The organism is Chitinophaga costaii (assembly GCF_900094705.1).
In the GTDB taxonomy this organism is placed as follows: Bacteria; Bacteroidota; Bacteroidia; order Chitinophagales; family Chitinophagaceae; genus Chitinophaga; species Chitinophaga costaii.
Window position 1 is genome coordinate 94878 of the sequence record NZ_FMAR01000001.1, and the last position, 18956, is coordinate 113833.

Consider the following 18956-nt stretch of genomic DNA (forward strand, 5'->3'; position numbering starts at 1 on the left):
ATAATTTTTGTACATTGGAAAAGCCTGTCAACCATCAATCTATTGTCATGAAAATTCTTCAATTCACCTTGCCGGTTACGGATAATCAAAGCATCATTACCAAAGAAGAAACGCTATCCCAGTTTTATCCCTACCTGCACCGGCACCATGAAATACAACTAACCTGGATAATCCGGGGAGAGGGTACACTGATTGCCGATGATGCGATGCACCCATTTCATGACAATGAAATCTATTGGATCAGCACGAACCAATCGCATGTATTTAAAAATGATGCAGATAGTAAAACCTCCGGCAAAAGGAAAACACATTCTATCGACATTTTTTTTAACCAACATACACAGTTAGGATCTTTCTTTTCTATTCCGGAAGTGAGGCATTTAAAAACATTTTTGCAACAGCATGATACCGGATTTCGCATACCGGATGAGGCTGTAAAGGAAATATCTGCTAAAATGCTGCTGGTAAGGAACACGAGCGAGCTGGAACAGTTCTATCATTTTATTGACCTGCTGAAACAAATAGCTTCCCTACAGCAACTAAAGCCCCTGTCATCCCAACCAAAGGCTACCTATAATGATTATGAAGGCATTCGCATTGCTACTATCTATAATTATGTAATGCAGCATTACCAGCAAACCATAACCCTGGAAGAAGTATCCAAACTGGTGTATATGACGCCGCCTGCTTTTTGCCGCTATTTTAAAAAGCATACCCAGCACACCCTTGTTTCCTTTATAAACATGGTACGCATTAACGAGGCTTGTAAAAAACTGGTAGGCAATGAGCACAACAGCATTGCGGCGGTGGCTTATAATACAGGATTTAACAGCATTACTAACTTCAACCGGGTTTTTAAAAGCATTAAAAACATGTCACCAAAAGAATATGTAGATTCTTACCTGAATAAGCTTCAAATAGCCTAGTAAAGGCAAACCGTAACCACTAATTGATGTATCATTTACATATTTTAACCTTTTAAAAAGAATGCGCGCGTTATTTAATAATTTCAACTGCGCACATGAAAGTATTACCATTTACCATATCGCACTCCTTTCAACAATCTGTAATCGTAAAAAAAGAGCATCAACCTTTTTTTTATACGCATTTACACCGGCATGATGAAATACAATTAACCTGGATACAGGAAGGGGAAGGAACACTGGTAGTAGGGAATACGATGGAGCCTTTTACAGCAGACGATATCTTTTTCCTGGGCGCAAACATTCCGCATGTATTGCGGCATGACCCTTCTTATTATGTACCGGAAAGCACTAAAAAAATTCGTGCCACCACTATCTTTTTTAATCCGAAAGGGAAATTAGCCGCTGTGCTGGAACTACCGGAGATGGAACCGGTAAAAGTATTGTTACAGAAATTCAAAGAAGGATTTAAAGTGCCAATAGTATGCCAGCGCACTTTAGCAAAACATATTACACAAGTTATAAACAGTCAGAATTTTGAGCGATTATTTACCTTCTTTGGATTAATGTTTTATTTGGCATCGCTCAAAAATTTACACCCTTTCAGCACGCACTCCGCAGAAATGCTCACCGTGCGGGAAGCTGAGGGCGTAAAGATTGGCAAAATTTATAATTACATCCTGCAACATTTTGCTACAGATATCAAGCTGGATGACATAACAGGCATTGCGCATATGACGCCACAAGCCTTTTGCAGATATTTTAAAAAGCATACTGGACATACTTTTATTTCCTTCCTTCATGAAGTAAGGATTCATGAAGCCTGTAAGCGACTCACAGGAGGTTCTTATGAAAGCATTGGTAGCATAGCCTATACATGTGGATTTAACAATATCACACATTTTAACAGGATATTCAAAAAGCTGAAGGGCTGCAATCCAAAGGAATATGCAGACACCTTCTCTAAAAACATAGCGTGATACGCGTTAATGCAGTGAAAAGCGATTATAAATAAAAGTTTTTATTGAATTAAACCCGTATATCTATCGGGATCTATTATTTCAACCAAAAAGAATAATTAAGCAGCTACAGGGGGAACAAACTATCAACCAACAATTATTATAAGCTACTGCACAAGCATAGATCAATACTAATTTGAATATTCAGTTATTCATCATGGATTCTCTTATGTACATAACGGATTAAAATTTTCAACCTGGCCGGAAAAACAACCAACATCATCGCACAATAACAAAATTTCTCATTCAAAAATTTACCAATTTATGAGCAGAATAAAGTTTCTGTATTTACTGCTTTTTTCATGTTTTACAGGTATAAGCTTCGCCACCGCACAAAAAATCACCGGAAAGGTATTTGCGGGCGAAGATCAAAGGCCGTTGGCTGGCGTATCTATTTTGGTAAAAAATACCAAGGAAGTAGTTCAAACAAATGAAGAAGGCGCTTTCCAGATAAATGCCACTGTAGGGCAGGTACTGGCTTTCAGATACCAGGGAAGAAGCACCGTCTTTGATACCGTAAAATCTGTAGGCCAGGTGCTTTCTATTTCACTGGAACTGACAGACGTAAGCTTAAATGATGTAGTGGTAACCGCACTGAGTATAAAGCGGGAGAAAAAAGCCATCGGCTACGCGGTACAGGAAATTTCTGGAGCAGATATTACTAAAACCAAAGACCAAAGTATTATTAATCAGCTATCGGGAAAAGTTGCAGGTGTACAGGTTACAAGCGCCAGTGGCGCCCTGGGAGCATCCGCAAGAATTGTGATCCGTGGCAACAGCTCTTTCGGAAATAACCAACCCCTGTTTGTGGTGGATGGGGTGCCCATCTTAAATGATGCCACTGCCGTAACATCCGGACAGGGTGTAGATTATGGCACCGGCGCAGGAGATATTGATCCTGAAAACGTAGAAAGCATGTCTGTGCTGAAAGGCGCCAATGCCGCCGCCTTATACGGATCGAGAGCAGCAAATGGTGTTATACTCATTACCACGAAAAAAGGAAGTAACAAACGGTTGGGTATAGATATAAGTTCCTCTCTTACGGGAGATGATGTGTATATACTACCTAAATATCAAAACATGTATGGGCAAGGACTATATGGCGATGAATACATATGGCAGCAAACGCATCCGGAACTCTCCTATCAGGATTATGCCAAAACATATGCTTATAATTATGTAGACGGGAAGGGCAATGGCGTTAATGACATGATAGATGAAAGCTGGGGACCACGGATGAATAAGGGACTGTTAATAGATCAGTTTTTCGGCAAAAACCAGCCCTGGATATCACACCCAAACAATACAAAAAGCTTTTTTGAAACCGGCATCACCAGTAATACCAATGTAGCGGTAACCGCAGGTACGGATAACGCCCGTGGCCGGCTATCCTTATCCAATATGCATGCAGAAGGGGTACTGCCTAATAACGACCTGGATCAAAAAACAATTAATTTTTCCGGATCCCTCACCCCCACCAGCCGGCTAACCATTGAAACCAATGTAAATTACTTGATAAGGAGTAGTGATAATATAGCCAGAGGATCTTATGGCTCTTCTGAAAATCCATTCATGTCGGTAGGAGGTTGGTTTGGCAGACAGATAGACATGAAACTGTTAAAACAAAACTGGAATAAAGATGATGAATTGGGTAATCCGTACAACTGGCAGCAAGGAGTAGATAACCCTTACCTAGCCATGTACAAAAATACCAACGCCATGGACCGGCACCGTATATATGGAAATGTGAATGCTATATACAAATTGGCCGATTGGATATCTGTAAAAGGCGTTGTAGGTACTGATTATTATACTGAGTGGCGGAAAAACGTCGTGAATTCCCGCTCAAAAAGAAGCACCAGTGGCGGCCGGTTTGAGCAAACCGCACTATCCACCAGCGAAACAAATGCGGACCTGATGTTACTGCTGCAAAAGAAAGTGTCTTCATCCATAAGAATAGACGGAGTGATAGGAAGCAACGTGAGAAAAAATAAATACGAGTCTATGTGGTTAAGTGCTTCACAGCTTACGGTGCCAGACCTGTACACGATAGCCAATGTGAAAGGAAATATTTCTTCTTCCATGTACACGTCTGAAAAAGAAAACCAAAGTGTATATGCATCGGCCAACGTTGCCTATAACAACTACCTGTTCTTAAATTTAACGGGGCGCAATGACTGGAGTTCTACACTACCCGCAGGCAATAGATCTTACTTTTACCCTTCCGTAAATGCAGGATTTGTATTTACCGACGCTTTTGGTATCCGGTCTGATGTACTCAGCTATGGAAAGCTAAGACTGGGATGGGCACAGGTGGGCAACGACACAGACCCTTACCAGACGAAAGCCACCTACTCCCCTTCTTCCACTACCTGGAATGGGGTAACCATGTATAGCTACAGCAGGAAGGTACCCCCGGTAAACTTAAAACCAGAAATTACTACTTCTACGGAGGCTGGTGTGGACTTACGCTTCTTCCGCAACAGAATATCGCTTGATATGACCTACTACAAAACAGCCACTAAAAACCAAATTTTGTCTGTAGGCATTTCCAACACAACCGGTTTTGGTTCCGCCTTGATTAATGCAGGTAAAATTCAGAATGCAGGGATAGAAGTACAGCTGGGCGCACAGATTTTTGACAATCCAGGTGGTTTTAACTGGAATGTAATGCTTAACTGGGCACGTAATAAGAATAAGGTAGTGGAACTATATCCTGGTATTGAATCTTATGACCTGGGATCTGCCAATGTGGTTATTCAAGCTGTTCCCGGAAAGCCATATGCTGAAATATTGGGCGGTGCCTATAAGAGAAATGACCAAGGAAAAATAGTAGTAGATGCATCCGGCCTACCAGAAGTAGTATCCAATCAACCTATAGGCAATGCTTTACCTAAATGGACAGGTGGCATTAATAACTCTTTTTCTTATAAGAATTTCAACCTGAGTTTTTTGGTTGATATGCGGTGGGGCGGCGATATTTTCTCCTACACCCTTTGGCATAACCAAGCCAACGGAACCGCCATCAATACCGTGGAAAATGGTATCCGGGAAAAGGGCTTAATCGTAGATGCAGTAAAAGAAGATGGCTCGGCCAATGATATTAGGGTAAGTGCGGAAGATTATTTTAGAAGCGGTTATGTATGGAACCTTCATGAAAATTCTTTAATAAAAGGCACCTATATTAAACTAAGAGAATTAGCACTTGGATATAAAATCCCGGTAAAGCGTAACAAATTCTTGAACAGCGCAGCCGTGTCCATTGTAGCCCGTAACCTGGCCTTGTTATATACAGACCCTTCCAATATTGTACATATAGATCCTGAAACCAGCTTAGGCATTGGCAACGGTGGCCTTGGGGTGGAAATGTATAACCTGCCTTCCACACGTAGCATAGGTTTGAAAGTACAGTTAGGTTTCTAATACATTCCTGGTCAACAAAAATTAATTAAAACATGAAGCAAACAACCATAAAATATTTTATAATAACCAGCATTTGCCTGATGGCGGCGGCCTGTACAAAGAATTTCGATGAGATGAATACAGACCCCAACAAACCCACTACAGCACCTTCTACCAATGTATTGGCCAATTCTACCTATTCCATTGCAGCCACCCTTTTTGGGGAAAGGCTTGGGATTTTTTATGAAGGTTTTTACGCAGGACACACGGCCCCCGGTATTGCCATTGCTGCCAGTTACGAATACAGGGATGAAATTGTTGCTGGCCATTGGAGCAGCTTATATTATGCCATGAACGATCTACAAAAGATTGTCGACCAGTCTGCTGCGGATGGTAGTTTGAATATGCAGGCAGTGGCGCTTACGCTCAAAGTATATGCAGCTCAATATTTAACGGATATGTGGGGAGATGTACCGTATACGGAGGCTTTTAAGGGAGAAGAAGGGGTAACCCGTCCGGCATATAATACACAGGAGGAAGTGTATAATGCCATGTTTACGGAGCTGGAAACAGCCGCTAACCTGTTCACTCAAAACGCCATTGACGGCCTGGGAGGCGGCGATATATTACTGGGCGGAGATGTAAAAGCATGGCAACGCTTCTGCAATTCGTTACGCTTAAGGCTAGCCATAAGAATATCCGGTGTAGCACCCGACAAAGCCGCCAGTGTATTGAAAAGCGTACTGGATAACAGCGCCGATTATCCCACCTTGAATGAAGATGAAAATGTATCCCTGAAATGGGTAGGAGCCTCGCCTTATAATGATCCCTGGTATACTTATTTAACGAGCAGCGCCAATTACTATGCCATGTGCTCCACAGTGATAGATACGCTTAAAGCTTACAATGACCCCAGGCTACCGGTGTATGCACAGCGGACAACCTTATCAGACCCCGCTAACCCAGGGTTAAATGACTACGCAGGCTTAAAGTCAGGCGAGCCGTCCAGCAGTTTTTCAGTAAGTACGGTGTCTAAAATAGGCGTTAAATTCGGTTATACTGCCGCAGGCTTCTCACCTTTTATGCGCTATTCAGAGATTTGCTTTATAAAGGCGGAGGCCTTATTAAAGGGCCTTATTACTAGTGGAAATGCTGAAAGTGAATATCAGAAAGGTATTATAGCTTCCATGAAGGAAAATGGCATCACCGATTACAGTGCCTACCTTGCTAAGCCTTCCGTGGCCTGGTCCGGTACATCCGCAGATTTAACAAAGGTATACCTGCAAAAATGGCTGGCCATTTTTAAAGAAAGCGCAGAAGCCTGGAGTGAAACTAGGAGAACAGATGTTCCGGTTATGAGTGCTGTGCCCTATGACTACCATGGCAGTCATAACAGACCCCCATTCAGGTATCCATATCCTAACTCGGAACTAACGTTAAATGGAGAAAATATAAGCGAGCACCTAACGGGGCTGGATAATAATGATTATTTCTGGGGCAAGCAGGTATGGTGGGATACCCGTACTGGCGTGCATTAATGCAGGCTTGTTCTTAGTTGGTATACTTGAGAATATTTTTAAACTATTTGCGCTATGCACTGCAGTATGTGAATGCTGCAGTGCTTTTTTTATGCAGCACTTTGCTGTTATCGTGAAATATACTACGCCTGATCTGTTGGACGGATCACTATTTCATTGATCGCAATACGTCTTGGATTCGTTACGATATAGGCAACCGCTTCGGCTATATCTTCCGCATGCAATTGTTCTAAGTCACCGAACCTGGCTTTAAAACCTTCCCATTGCCCTTCTTTTTGCTCAAATAATGCGGTGGCGGTAGCGCCGGGTTCTACCACAGAAAAACGCAATGATTGCTTCGTAAATTCTTGTCTCCAGGCCTCCGTGGCAGCTGTTACCGCAAATTTAGTCGCATTGTATATGGCAACGGTTGCTGTTGCTACACGCCCAGCCACCGAGGAAATATTTACAACATCGGCCACTTTACGTGCACTGGTTGATACAGCAGCAAGCAGGTATGGCAGCGCAGCCTTGGTGATGTACATTAACCCGCGCAAATTAATATTTACCATTTGATCCCATTCTGATAAGGGAGCGGTAATAGATGGGCCATTCAGCATTACACCTGCGGAATTGACCAATGTATCCAGCCGGCCAAATTTTTCTATTGTATGCGCGATCACTTTGTCTGCCGCTTCCGATGATGTAATGTCCGCATCGATAGCATACGCAATACCTCCCGCTGCTTTAATCTGTTGTTCAAGCTTCTCCAGCAGGTCTTTACGCCGTGCCACCAATACTACCTGGGCACCTGCTGCTGCCAAACGAATAGCCACTGCCTGACCAATTCCACTGGAAGCACCTGTAATGATGGCTACTGTATTGTTAAGTTGTTCTGCCATGGTATTAAGCAATTAAAAATAAATGAGTTTTTTCGCTTGTATAGTAAATATAATGAATTGGAAGGGCAAAAGCGTTGGCACGTTAAACATCATATGGCTATGCGATAGGAGACGGTACATATTTGATGGTAAAATTCTCGAACACTTTTGTGGATAATTTGAAGCTTTTGCTTAATATGTTCTAATAAATTATTCTGCTGCTATATCCTATACAGACAGCTTTGATGTGACTACTTTAATTTAAATGCTATAATTTAATTAATGTGTACATAAGCATGTTTAGGCTCATGTCGGCAAAATGCAATCAAAAAATGTCATTTTTTTGGTTATGTTTGTAATATGTAATCAAAAATAGCTCAATAAATGTACACGATTCCCCTATTGCCACCAGGAATGGATATTGAAACCAAGGCTATTTTGAAGAAGGTGGCTGTCGCACATCGCTATCTGGCAGAACTTAAGGGCGTGTCTGCAAGCATACCAAATGAAAGAATCCTGATAGACACATTAGTATTGCAAGAAGCCCGGGAAAGCTCAGCTATAGAGAACATTATTTCCACATTTGACGAGATATATCAGAGTGACTGGGCATCAGGCAACTTTGCAACTGCCGCCGCTAAGGAAGTCCATTCGTATGCCAGAGCCTTACAAAAATGATTTGAACTGGTTAAGAAAACCGGACTCCTTACCAATAATCATATATTGGAAATTCAAGCTTTCATTGAGCATAACCGGGCGGGCTTTCGTAGACAACCTGGCACTAAATTACTAAATGAACGAACCGGAGAAGTTATATATACGCCACCACAAGATTATGAGCACATTATTCAATTAATGACCAATCTTGAACAGTTCATCAATGATAATGAGTTATGTCCGGTTGATCCCCTTATTAAAATGGCACTCATTCATCACCAATTTGAAAGCATCCATCCGTTTTATGATGGAAATGGGCGAACGGGAAGAATTATCAATATTCTTTACCTAATTAAAACAAACCTGCTTAAAATTCCGGTACTCTATCTCAGTCGTTACATTATAAGGCACAAAGCGAACTATTATCGGCTGCTGCAACAAGTACGAAACACCGAAGATTGGGAACCGTGGCTGTTGTTTATGCTAGAAGCCGTTGCTGTAACAGCTCAAGAAAATATTGAAACCACTATTGCAATTCGGGAAGCGATGCAACAATACAAAGAAAGTATCCGCTCCAACCATCCTAAAATATATAGCCAGGATTTATTAAATAATCTTTTCTCACATCCCTATACGAAAATTGTATACATCATGAATGATTTACAAGTTAGTAGAGGGACTGCTGTAAAATATCTGGAAGAATTAATAAAATTGAATCTTCTAATGAAGCAAAAAATTGGGCGGGATAACTATTATATTAATAAAGCGTTGTTTAATGTGCTAATAAGAAATGATTCATAAAAAAAGCGTCTATAGTACTTTATCATCCTGGGCTTATAGCGTTCGTGTACTGTAGATCAACCTTCTGATATTATCGAACTCCATATCAGAAAAGGGCTAAAATGGGAATTCCTGGAAATTTTTTGAGGTACTATGGTTCGATCTATATTTAGCAGGTTGAAGGGGATTAACCTATAGTCTTGAAATAGAAACGAGGACACTTAAACAGTATCCTCGTTTGTGATCCCTATGGTACAAAACTCGAACCTTTTTTTATTTGATCTACGAAAATTGGCGGAGATGGTATGACAATCCGACCTTATGTTAAAATAGTATTATATTATCAGATAGCCCCATCGGCACTTTGTACAGGTTTATCCATTTCATTCAGCGATGGGAAAGGTTGCCCCTTTATCAAGGCCTGATGCTGTAATTGAATTATAGACTACCAGTGACCAAAAATCTTTGCCGGAATGTTAGCAGGTAAATGAAGAGAGTAATTCTTTCCGCCATAAGGTAATCCCCGTCTGCAACTTTAGTGAAAGCATTTCCGGACTGTCTTTTGGGAACTGCCGTAGTTTACTTCTTTTCTATTGTGAAGTTTTAGATTTTATTGGTTCTTTTGCCTATAATTAATTTTGCGCTTCGGCCATTTTGCCATATAAATCGGCCAGTCTGTGAAATGCTTCTTTGTATTCCCAATTGGGCAATTTTTGGAAGCGGGGATCGTGTTTCGGATATGTTTTGACCAGTGCATAAGAGGTCATGTCCATATCTTTACCCTTTTCCTCACTGAATGGCATAATCGGGAAAGCAAAAACATAAACGAATACGCCTTCGATACCACTTTTACTTAGTATATTAACCTGCGTCTCTACATAGTCTGCCTGCTCCTTTTCGCTGCGGACAGGAATTATCCCATCCTGATAGATGATAGTTCCATCCGGGTTTACTCCCTGAAAAACGGCAAACCCACCATCTCCTTTTACTGCTGCTCCTTCGTAGGCGCAACTTCCTACTTCCATTACCAATAAAGGTTTATCTGATCTATATTGTTCTAATTTTCTCAAATACTCTTCCTCGGTTTCACCTCTGCGATAGTAGTCTATACCTACGATATCGAAAAGATCCCAGTTTACTTCTTCCCATGTTCCTGACGAATAGGTAATTTTTCCGTTGAAATTAGCCCTAACGCCTTTGCAGATCTTAGCCAATATTTCATTGAGTTTTTTGTTCGCGTCATCCATTGCCCGTGTCTTTTCAGGACCATGCCCCGGAACGCCACCGTTGGTTACCATAAACATGACACGATCGTTAAAGGTCTCGCCCGGGAACGCGCCCTGACTAAAAATAGTATATTCACACCCGGCGACGAAAACAAGATCGACTCCTTTCTTTCTTAGCTTTTCAGCCGCAACTGCGGCCTGTGCCATGTACTTAATCGTTTCCTCAGCATCTGCATTCATTTTCCATGGGTTAAAAAGAACCTTTAACCCTGCTTCATGCGCTGCTTCTGTAGCCACTACAAGACGTTGGATTTCTTCTCCTTCGATACGTACCGAGTTGGCATGTAATTCTTTCGATATCACCTTCATATCATGTTTCACCTGTTCCGGGCTGAAAGGATCAACGGAAAATGGTCCAGGACTAAACTGTAGTCCGACATCGTATACTACTCCTCTATAATTCATGTTGTTTGCATTTTTTAGTTGTTCAACCTTATATTCTTTCGTATTATTGATAGTGATTTCACTTCCTTTGCTAGTATGAGACTGGATTAGCGAAATCAGTAATAAACCGTATTTTGTGGCTTTCGGTACCTGTAATTTTGTCATTTTTAACTATTTTTATTGGATTGTTGTGCAAGCTTGTTGACAATCCTTTTACAGACTTTGGCCTCAATCTGAATTGAACTTAATCAGTAATGAAACCAATTGTTGCAATTCTTCTTCTGTCAGGTTTATAACATGATCCTCTAATCTGTGAATCTGTTTTCCTATCTCCTCATATAACTTTTTACCACGGTCTGTCAGGTTGACTTTAATCAATCTTCTATCGGTTTTGTTCGGTTCTTTGCTGACCATATCTTTCTTCACCAATCTATCCACTAACCGGGACACTCCAGCGTTTTTTTCCAGCATCCATTCAAGGATATCCGAGGTTGATAGAGCCCCTGCGGAATGCAGGATCGCAATAACATTATATTGTTGGGGCGTTATGTCAAATTCTGCAAAGAACTCTAGCGCCTTGTCGTTTAATGTGTTATATGCTTCCGAAATTTCAACTCCAAATCGATGTTTGAGTGAAAGGCTCTCTCTCTGTTTTTTACTCATAATACTACTGATACAATAATTACCTGATAAAAATTACATATGGGCGCCACCATCAATCCTCAGTTCCGTGCCAGTGATGAACCTACCATCTTCTGATGCCAGCATAGCAATGGCGGCGGCTACAGCGTGCGGAGAACCTAAACCTCCGGGCAGTGCAGCCACCTGTTTTGAAAATAACGAAGTATCTATACCATCTGGAAATTTAAGTGAGCCTTCATTTGTCATACCGGTCTGTATCCCGCCCGGAACAATACTGACTGCTCTTAAGCCTTTTGATGCATATTCGGCAGCAATAGCATGGGTTAACGCCTGAATTCCGCCTTTTGTGGCTGCATATGCGGCAAAATAAGGATGTGCAAAGTTGGCGGCCGTGGAACTGAAATTTATGATCACTCCTTTTCCCGATTGTAGTAATGCCGGTAGCGCTTTTTGGGTAACCAAGAACGTACTTGTCAGGTTTGTTTTGATCAACGTATTCCAAAGTTCCAAAGTAGTTTCATGAAAATGGGCTGCACGGAGGATACCTGCCGCATTGACAACCACATCCAATCCTCCTATGCTTTCAATTTCACTTCCAAGTTTTTGTTCAATTTCCAGCTCGTTGGATAAGTCAATTTCCAAAGTTCTCAAATGTTGGGCAACACCCAATTCCGTTGCTATTTTTATCGTCTCTTGAAGTCCTTTTTGTGAAATGTCAGCTGCGATTACCCACCCTCCTTCATACAATAGTCTTGTTACAGTAGCTTGACCGATCCCAGAACCACCACCAGTGACGAATATTCTTTTGGCTTCAAATCTTTTTTCCATATTGAAAATATTTTATAAACAATAAGTCTTGCAAAGATAATGATTAATCATCAATGACGCGTCATTGATATAAATTATTTCATGCCTATATGTATTTTATATAGTACACTAACCATTGGCTACATGGAATTCAGTGCTGTAAGACCTATTCCCAATACATTTTTGGGGCAGGAATTTCTGCGCTTATAAGTGTTCAAACATGCACATCAATCAATATTTTTATTCACAATTGACACCTTATAGAAGGTGGCTAAAAGTAATGCCTCTTACCAGGTTAAACGAGCATAGCACTTACAATTCCTGCTCTTTATCTTCAAGTTGTTGAGTTTGAGGTAAAACATCTATATCTGTATCTTCATTAGGGAAAATTGAAGAGAAATAATCTATATGCGCTGGAGCAGCGTTTGAGCCAAAAAGAAAAAGGGACAAACCTTTCTAAAAAAGATTTGTCCCTTATGGTGATCCCCTTGGGATTTCCGATCTATTTACCAGTCTTATCTAAGTTTACTTAAAACAACCATAACACGGCTTACTATCTGCCAGGCGTTCGCGTAAAGCCTTCATATTATTGCTAACCTTCTGTTGCATGATCTTGGCATATATCTGCGTAGTGCGGATACATTTATGCCCCAACATCTGGCTTACCGTTTCTATCGGCACATCATTTTCAAGTGTCACCGTGGTTGCAAAAGTATGCCGCGCGGTATGCGTGGTTAAATGCTTTTGAATACCGCATACGGTAGCTATTTCTTGTAGATAGGCATTATACCGCTGGTTACTATTAACGGGCAGCAAACGGTGGTATAAATTGCAATACGGGCTTTCTTTGTAGCGGTCTTAAGTTAACCAAAATTGTTTCAACTTCACTTATCCTGACATCACTTAACATTGGTCAAACGCAATACAGGATTGTATAAAATATGTTTACCGACATATTGCCGCCAACAAAGAACTGCAGCGGTTTTACACCTATACCCACTCCCCCGATGAGCTGATTATTCAAACAGCAGTGATGAACTCCCCGTTTGGAGAACAGATCCGGCAACACCAGGAAACAACCATATAGGATAGTGGTACTGCACCCGTTACTGATTACGGAAAACATCTCCGGTATATCGACTGGGATATTACAAGGGAACAGCCCGCCATTTTGACGGAACAGGACTTCGATAAAATATTGGATTCGGATGCTATTTTCGCCAGGAAATTTCATCCGGAGAAATCAAAATTATTAATAACTAAGCTGGATGAATTTCACCGCAGGGGCAAGGATTAATCATTGGTTAAACAGCAGCGTGGCCGCCAAAAAGAGGCTCAAACGCTTAAAAAATGGCGCAACACTTCCACCGGAAATACTTCTATTGCTATGTGGGGATGCAGGCAGGCAACGCTGCAACTATAATCTGCAAAAATTGCTACTTTATGTAAATACCAAACAACTCCTTCGAATAAAACTTCCGTACGGTTATTCACCTCAAGGTCTGTCAGGTTGTCTGTTAAACCGCAGCCATTCGCTTTAAGAATGGCCTCCTTAGCCGTCCAGTACTCATAAAAACGGCTAATGGAACCATTGCTATGCTGAATACTATTCCATTCCGCATGGGAAAAGCAGTTGGCAAAATCTGTCAGCTCCACTGGCTGATGATATTCTATATCTACCCCAACCGGCCCGCTATCACTGATTCCACAAATAACCAGGTGGCCTGCATGTGAGATATTAAAATCAACACATCCCGGAATAAACGGACGCCCAAAACTATTATACTCAATATCAGCCAGTCCGGTCATACACTCATTTTTCTTCAGCGCATACAGCAAAAGATGTTTTCCTAAAACAAAGGCATGCGCGTCCTGCCATCGCCGGAAGGAATGTGCCTTCTGTTGCATGGGGCGGGGTAAAGCCTCAATGAGTGAGGTAAAAATTGATAAGGGCAACTGCCGGGCGTAATACACGTAATAAATTTTCAATGGCATTTATTTACCAGCTTTTATTAACGCCTCTTCCGGAATACCTGTGCAGTGATTTATCGTTGGAGGTTTGTGGATGCATAAAACTCTTTATCAGCCCCGGCTGGATAATACCCTTATCAATGCCGTATTTAAGCAACCCTATGGTCGATTTTACACCCAGCTTCTCTTTCATATCCTGCCGTATTTTTTCTATAGATCTCACACTTAAAGAAAAGGATTGCGCAATCTCCTTATTGCTCTTCTCTTCCCATAAATACTGTAATACCACCTTATCCCTCCTGTCGAGCAGGTAAATAGTTTCGTCGATTTCCGTATTAAGATTATGCTCTTTGTTGAAGTAGAGGGCTTCTGTAAACAGGCTGTTTCTGTAAATTCTATTGTTGGCGGCAGAAACTATCGCCCGTAGCAACTCTTCGGGTTCCTCATCTTTTGAAATACATCCATGGATACCTAAGTCAAGCAGTTCCACCATAATATCCATATCGTTGCCTGATGATATAACGAGGATTTTCATACCCGGATACTGGTCACGAAGCATACGGATTATGTCATTGCCATTGGCTTTAATCAGCAACGTATCCATCAGCAGGAGGTCTACACGCGTTCTTTTTAAACCACCCATTAACTCTGTTACACTGCCTACATGCAATACCATGTCTATATTTCTTGTACTAAAATAAGCTTTAAGCAACTCTCTAAAGACAGTATGTTCATTTACCATACCCAGGTTAATCAGCTCCATGTTAAATTATTTACGGGTTAATTACCAATATGTAAAACGTGGGACCATGGCGCTGCTAGTTGGCAAGCCACCTTACTATCATTGTATCAGCTAACACTAACAATGCAATGCTTTTATGTTGTAAGCTCTCTAAAATGGCTATCCTAATTCAATGCTTCATAAAAGACAGATGGCAATTTTTAAGGTTTTCAGTTGCCAGCTATAAGTACAAAAAACAACTACAAACAATAACAAACGATTCGCACCGTTTACGGACCTGCACGTAAACGACATGCTTCACCTTCGCGATTATTTTGAGCAATGAACCAGGATAACATAAATGGGGCTTAAGTTCCTGCTAAAAATAAAGGAAAAATTCAAAACAGCAATCGTAAAATTACGAAACCATAATTGCAGTTTTTACTAATAAAATATCTATTTTATATATAAAAAACACTGTTATCCAGCAAAAAAATGATCAAAATCATTAATATCACCGGATATCCTGGGGTGTACAATACTAGAAAAATTTTATTTAGTAGCGGGGAAAAGGTGCATTTAGGGGAAGAAGGTAGCGATGCCTGCAGATCGCAGGCATCGTTTAATGACATTTTCGCTGATATAGGGGCAATACCAGCCAATTCATATGAACTTATATTCAGTTCCTGATACGTTCCTGTTCTGCTTCAGAACTTCCGGATTTCCTTTTCGAACCACCATCCGATGATTTACCGAAATTATAGCTCAGGCCAAGGGTAACCACTTCAGAGTTGTAGATATTGTGAAAAGTTCCTCTCGCATTTGGCATATGGCCAATAGCGCCGTTGTTTTCATACAAATGAAAGAGATCCCGCGCGCTTAACTTCAACACGCCTTTGTCTTTCCATATTTTTTTCTGAACACCCGCATTCAGCTGTACCAGCGGGTCTACGGTAAACTGCGAGTTAGTTCGCTTTGTGGAATAGTAACCGCCAAAATCAGCACTCCATCCCTTACCTAAAACAAACTGGTTGGAAAAATCCACGGAGGCTGCCACCGCCGAAATATCCAGTTTTTCGGTATACAGCATACCTTTGAAGCTATTGTTGAATACATCTGCATAAATGTATACAGACCACCAGTTGGCTGGCTTCAGAGAAAGGCTGGTAGCAAATCCCAGGTAATCCACTGTTCCGATATTATCGCGGCTATTGATAAAAATGTTACCATTCTGCTGCACCACCTCACTCTGATAATCTTTCAGGTGTGTATAAATCACCGCAAAGGAATAAGTACTGCCATGATTAAAGGCCAGCTTGAAATTATTTACAAACTGCGGCCGGAGAAAAGGATTGCCGGATGAATAAGTATACTTGTCAGACAACAGTACAAAAGGATTCAGATCCTGGTAATATGGTCTTCCGATTCTTCTGCCGTAAGACAGGATAAGCGTATTCTTACCTACCGTATCCAGCTTGTAAGACACGTATGCAGATGGAAACAAACTCGTATAATGAATATTAAAAGTAGAATCAGGGCGCTCTTTATTCCCCTGCTGGTTACCTTCAATATTGGCATTCTCAGCCCGTAATCCTAACTGTAATTCAATACGCCGGAAACTTTTATTAAAATTCAGATAGCCGGCATTGATATTTTCCTTGTACAAAAAGCGGTTGGTTATATCATAATTTACAACAGGCGTGTTGTTCACTATATTAAAGTAGTTAGCAGCATTATCGGTACTCACATAGCTGGATTTAATACCTGCGTCCAGTTTGGCATTGTTCCGGAATGGGTGGGTATAATCAGCTTTTACTGTATAAATATTAATAGCCGCCGGGAGATTGGCAATTGTTTTTTCACTCCTGTTATACGTTTTATCAGCCGAGTAAAAGTCATTGTTGAACGACTGATCAGCATCAGCCGAATAGCGTACATAATCCAGGTCTACATTGAGTTGTTTGCCTGTGGAGTCGAAACGATGACTATAATTGAGATTAAACCCGTTGTTACTGAATTTTCTATTGTTTACATTATCTGCAACAATAACAGAATCGAGCTCCCTCGCGCCATTAAATAAGTTGCTGTAAACCGGGCTATGATCTTTTGAAGAAGAATAGGTACCTGTATAAACGACGCCCAGCGTGGATTGTGGCGATAAATAATAATCCAGTCCTGCTTTTACATTCCCATTATTGTTTTTGGGTCTGAAATACAAAGTTTGATTGATATAAGATAAAGGCACTCCTTGTTTGTCGAAATAATCACGGGTAAGTTCCAGTTTGCGATATGCCTGATTATAGCCGTATGAAAGGCTGGTAAATAAATTTATTTTATTAACGCGGTAATTTAAATTCACACTTTCATTAGCCTGCGGATAAAACGATTGCCCGATACTTACGGCCGCATTACCGTTCAAGCCTGCATTCCTTGTTTTCTTTGTACGGATATTAATCACGCCGGCAGCGCCGGCGGCATCATACTGTGCCGGCGGGTTATCCATTAATTCAATACGTTCGAGTGCGCTTGCCGGCAAGCTGCGCAGGTATGCGGCCAGGTCTGTTGCCGATAAATACGTAGGCTTATCATCGATCAATACCAATACACCGCCTTTTCCCTTAAAAAGAATATTATCATTACCATCCACGCTTACGCCGGGCGATTTCTGCAATACTTCGAGTGCATTAGCGCCGGTATTAGATGCCAGGCTGTTTACATTTACAATGGTTCTGTCAATTTTATTTTCAACATAATCTTTTTTCCCGGTGATGTTTACCGCTTTTAATTCCTTCGCATCATTTTTTAAAACAATGGCAGGTACTTTAACTTCCGGATAATCTGCCGACACCAACAGCGTTTCGCTTTGGTAACCAGCCATGCCCATGGCGCCAACACGCAGTTTATACGCGCCAAAAGACAATTTCGTAAAGCTAAAGCCGCCGTCTTCGCCCGCAGCGATCACGCCTACAACACTGTCCTGTTTAAAAAGTTCCACCCTGGCGCCAATCACCGGTGAATGATCTGCTGCCAACACAGTCCCGCTCACCGTACCAACTTGTTGCGCAATGGCCGGAATGCTTAACAGGAAACAACAGTGCAGGAGGCAAATGATACGTTTGCAATTCATGAGAATAGTTTTGAAGGATAATAACATACAATGAAAACGGCTAACAACACGTCTGCTTTTATGCTAATGGTTTTTCCGGAGTGTAATATTGCCGCTTACATTTGTAATCAGTACATCTGTACCGCCGGCATTAATTTTTACTCCCAGCCATCCCTTCCCTCCCATCGCTGTACTGCGCTGGTTTTGAAAGATGAGCTTCTGTTTACTTTTATCTTCCACATCAAAGTCGCTGGTCAGTGTACCAATATCTGATTTAAGCCGTACGTCTGCATTGATATTAGCCGGCAGGGATACGTCGATGGCGCCCGATACAGAAGAAAATGTAAGCGGGGTACCAGGTTTTACACTAGTCATTTTTACCGTTACGTTTCCATTTACCGTATTGGCTAAAACCGTTCCGGATATGCCTGTTAGTAGTAGGTTACCGCTTACATTATCCACCTCCACGTTTCCCTGTACACCGCTTAATTCGATATTTCCATTCAGCACGGTGCCTAATTTTACCGCAACATTTTTTTCCGGTATTTTGAGTTTCAGCACACAACGCGGACTCAACAACGGCGTGCTTATTTTTATCAATCCATCGTCGCCTTTTTGTACTTCGATGCGTTCACCGGAATTTTTTGGCGGGAATACAGCGTCTATTACAATTTCATTTCCGGCATATCCCTGAATGCTGATATCGCCTTCATACAAGCCAACTTCCAGGCGCCAGGGTTTTCCGGGCTGCAGGGCAATTACCTGGCGCTGTGCAAACACGGATGATACCTGCAACAGGCCGGTCACCATCACCACGTAAAAAATGGCAGTTGTAATATATCTGTATTTCATTTCTCCGG

Annotated in this window: 15 protein-coding genes; 6 read left to right on the forward strand and 9 right to left on the reverse strand. The window is 41.4% G+C overall.

What is annotated here, in order from left to right; all coding sequences use genetic code 11:
• Positions 1 to 47 precede the first annotated feature (47 nt).
• The 4 genes from GA0116948_RS00370 to GA0116948_RS00385 all read left to right on the forward strand — a co-directional run bounded on the left by GA0116948_RS00370 (position 48) and on the right by GA0116948_RS00385 (position 6882).
• Positions 48 to 926, forward strand: coding sequence for a helix-turn-helix transcriptional regulator (locus GA0116948_RS00370; protein ID WP_089707863.1), 879 nt, complete (start codon positions 48 to 50; stop codon positions 924 to 926).
• 95 nt (positions 927 to 1021) lie between these two features.
• Positions 1022 to 1903: an AraC family transcriptional regulator gene (locus GA0116948_RS00375; RefSeq protein WP_089707865.1), complete on the forward strand. Its 882-nt coding sequence runs from the start codon at positions 1022 to 1024 to the stop codon at positions 1901 to 1903.
• 303 nt (positions 1904 to 2206) lie between these two features.
• Positions 2207 to 5365, forward strand: coding sequence for a SusC/RagA family TonB-linked outer membrane protein (locus GA0116948_RS00380; protein WP_089707867.1), 3159 nt, complete (start codon positions 2207 to 2209; stop codon positions 5363 to 5365).
• Positions 5366 to 5397: 32 nt separating this feature from the next.
• Positions 5398 to 6882 (forward strand): SusD/RagB family nutrient-binding outer membrane lipoprotein, encoded by a 1485-nt coding sequence (locus tag GA0116948_RS00385; RefSeq protein WP_089707868.1) that lies wholly within the window; start codon positions 5398 to 5400, stop codon positions 6880 to 6882.
• Between the two features lie 122 nt (positions 6883 to 7004).
• On the opposite strand, the gene GA0116948_RS00390 is transcribed toward GA0116948_RS00385, so the two are convergent.
• A complete protein-coding gene (locus GA0116948_RS00390) occupies positions 7005 to 7763 on the reverse strand; it encodes an SDR family NAD(P)-dependent oxidoreductase (protein ID WP_089707870.1) in 759 nt (252 codons plus the stop codon).
• A 363-nt stretch (positions 7764 to 8126) separates the two neighbouring features.
• Here GA0116948_RS00390 and GA0116948_RS21380 point away from each other — a divergent pair, with 363 nt between their 5' ends.
• A complete protein-coding gene (locus GA0116948_RS21380) occupies positions 8127 to 8420 on the forward strand; it encodes a Fic/DOC family N-terminal domain-containing protein (protein WP_205686008.1) in 294 nt (97 codons plus the stop codon).
• A gap of 6 nt (positions 8421 to 8426) precedes the next feature.
• Positions 8427 to 9200 (forward strand): Fic family protein, encoded by a 774-nt coding sequence (locus GA0116948_RS00395; protein WP_262486982.1) that lies wholly within the window; start codon positions 8427 to 8429, stop codon positions 9198 to 9200.
• Positions 9201 to 9811: 611 nt separating this feature from the next.
• Here GA0116948_RS00395 and GA0116948_RS00400 read toward each other — a convergent pair.
• The 8 genes from GA0116948_RS00400 to GA0116948_RS00445 all read right to left on the reverse strand — a co-directional run bounded on the left by GA0116948_RS00400 (position 9812) and on the right by GA0116948_RS00445 (position 18948).
• Positions 9812 to 11014: a hypothetical protein gene (locus tag GA0116948_RS00400; protein WP_205686010.1), complete on the reverse strand. Its 1203-nt coding sequence runs from the start codon at positions 11012 to 11014 to the stop codon at positions 9812 to 9814.
• A gap of 63 nt (positions 11015 to 11077) precedes the next feature.
• Entirely contained in the window at positions 11078 to 11512 is a 435-nt protein-coding gene (locus GA0116948_RS00405; RefSeq protein ID WP_089707872.1) for a MarR family winged helix-turn-helix transcriptional regulator, read from the reverse strand.
• Between the two features lie 33 nt (positions 11513 to 11545).
• Positions 11546 to 12319, reverse strand: a complete 774-nt coding sequence (locus GA0116948_RS00410) for an SDR family NAD(P)-dependent oxidoreductase (RefSeq protein ID WP_089707874.1) — start codon at positions 12317 to 12319, stop codon at positions 11546 to 11548.
• Positions 12320 to 12823: 504 nt separating this feature from the next.
• Positions 12824 to 13114 (reverse strand): tyrosine-type recombinase/integrase, encoded by a 291-nt coding sequence (locus GA0116948_RS00415; RefSeq protein WP_089707876.1) that lies wholly within the window; start codon positions 13112 to 13114, stop codon positions 12824 to 12826.
• A 519-nt stretch (positions 13115 to 13633) separates the two neighbouring features.
• On the reverse strand, positions 13634 to 14137 hold the full coding sequence (locus GA0116948_RS00425; protein WP_165798304.1) for a 4'-phosphopantetheinyl transferase family protein: 504 nt from the start codon (positions 14135 to 14137) through the stop codon (positions 13634 to 13636).
• Between the two features lie 160 nt (positions 14138 to 14297).
• Positions 14298 to 15032 (reverse strand): response regulator transcription factor, encoded by a 735-nt coding sequence (locus GA0116948_RS00430; RefSeq protein WP_089707884.1) that lies wholly within the window; start codon positions 15030 to 15032, stop codon positions 14298 to 14300.
• Between the two features lie 637 nt (positions 15033 to 15669).
• Complete coding sequence (locus tag GA0116948_RS00440) at positions 15670 to 18117, reverse strand: outer membrane beta-barrel protein (protein ID WP_165798305.1); 2448 nt, start codon at positions 18115 to 18117, stop codon at positions 15670 to 15672.
• A gap of 63 nt (positions 18118 to 18180) precedes the next feature.
• Positions 18181 to 18948, reverse strand: coding sequence for a DUF4097 family beta strand repeat-containing protein (locus tag GA0116948_RS00445; protein ID WP_123891665.1), 768 nt, complete (start codon positions 18946 to 18948; stop codon positions 18181 to 18183).
• Positions 18949 to 18956: the final 8 nt, after the last annotated feature.

Bases quoted from the DNA above. Each gene is read 5' to 3' on its own strand.
- GA0116948_RS00370 (WP_089707863.1), top strand. From the start codon at position 48: ATGAAAATTCTTCAATTCACCTTGCCGGTTACGGATAATCAAAGCATC.
- GA0116948_RS00375 (WP_089707865.1), top strand. From the start codon at position 1,022: ATGAAAGTATTACCATTTACCATATCGCACTCCTTTCAACAATCTGTA.
- GA0116948_RS00380 (WP_089707867.1), top strand. From the start codon at position 2,207: ATGAGCAGAATAAAGTTTCTGTATTTACTGCTTTTTTCATGTTTTACA.
- GA0116948_RS00385 (WP_089707868.1), top strand. From the start codon at position 5,398: ATGAAGCAAACAACCATAAAATATTTTATAATAACCAGCATTTGCCTG.
- GA0116948_RS00390 (WP_089707870.1), bottom strand. From the start codon at position 7,763: ATGGCAGAACAACTTAACAATACAGTAGCCATCATTACAGGTGCTTCC.
- GA0116948_RS21380 (WP_205686008.1), top strand. From the start codon at position 8,127: ATGTACACGATTCCCCTATTGCCACCAGGAATGGATATTGAAACCAAG.
- GA0116948_RS00400 (WP_205686010.1), bottom strand. From the start codon at position 11,014: ATGACAAAATTACAGGTACCGAAAGCCACAAAATACGGTTTATTACTG.
- GA0116948_RS00405 (WP_089707872.1), bottom strand. From the start codon at position 11,512: ATGAGTAAAAAACAGAGAGAGAGCCTTTCACTCAAACATCGATTTGGA.
- GA0116948_RS00410 (WP_089707874.1), bottom strand. From the start codon at position 12,319: ATGGAAAAAAGATTTGAAGCCAAAAGAATATTCGTCACTGGTGGTGGT.
- GA0116948_RS00430 (WP_089707884.1), bottom strand. From the start codon at position 15,032: ATGGAGCTGATTAACCTGGGTATGGTAAATGAACATACTGTCTTTAGA.
- GA0116948_RS00440 (WP_165798305.1), bottom strand. From the start codon at position 18,117: ATGAATTGCAAACGTATCATTTGCCTCCTGCACTGTTGTTTCCTGTTA.
- GA0116948_RS00445 (WP_123891665.1), bottom strand. From the start codon at position 18,948: ATGAAATACAGATATATTACAACTGCCATTTTTTACGTGGTGATGGTG.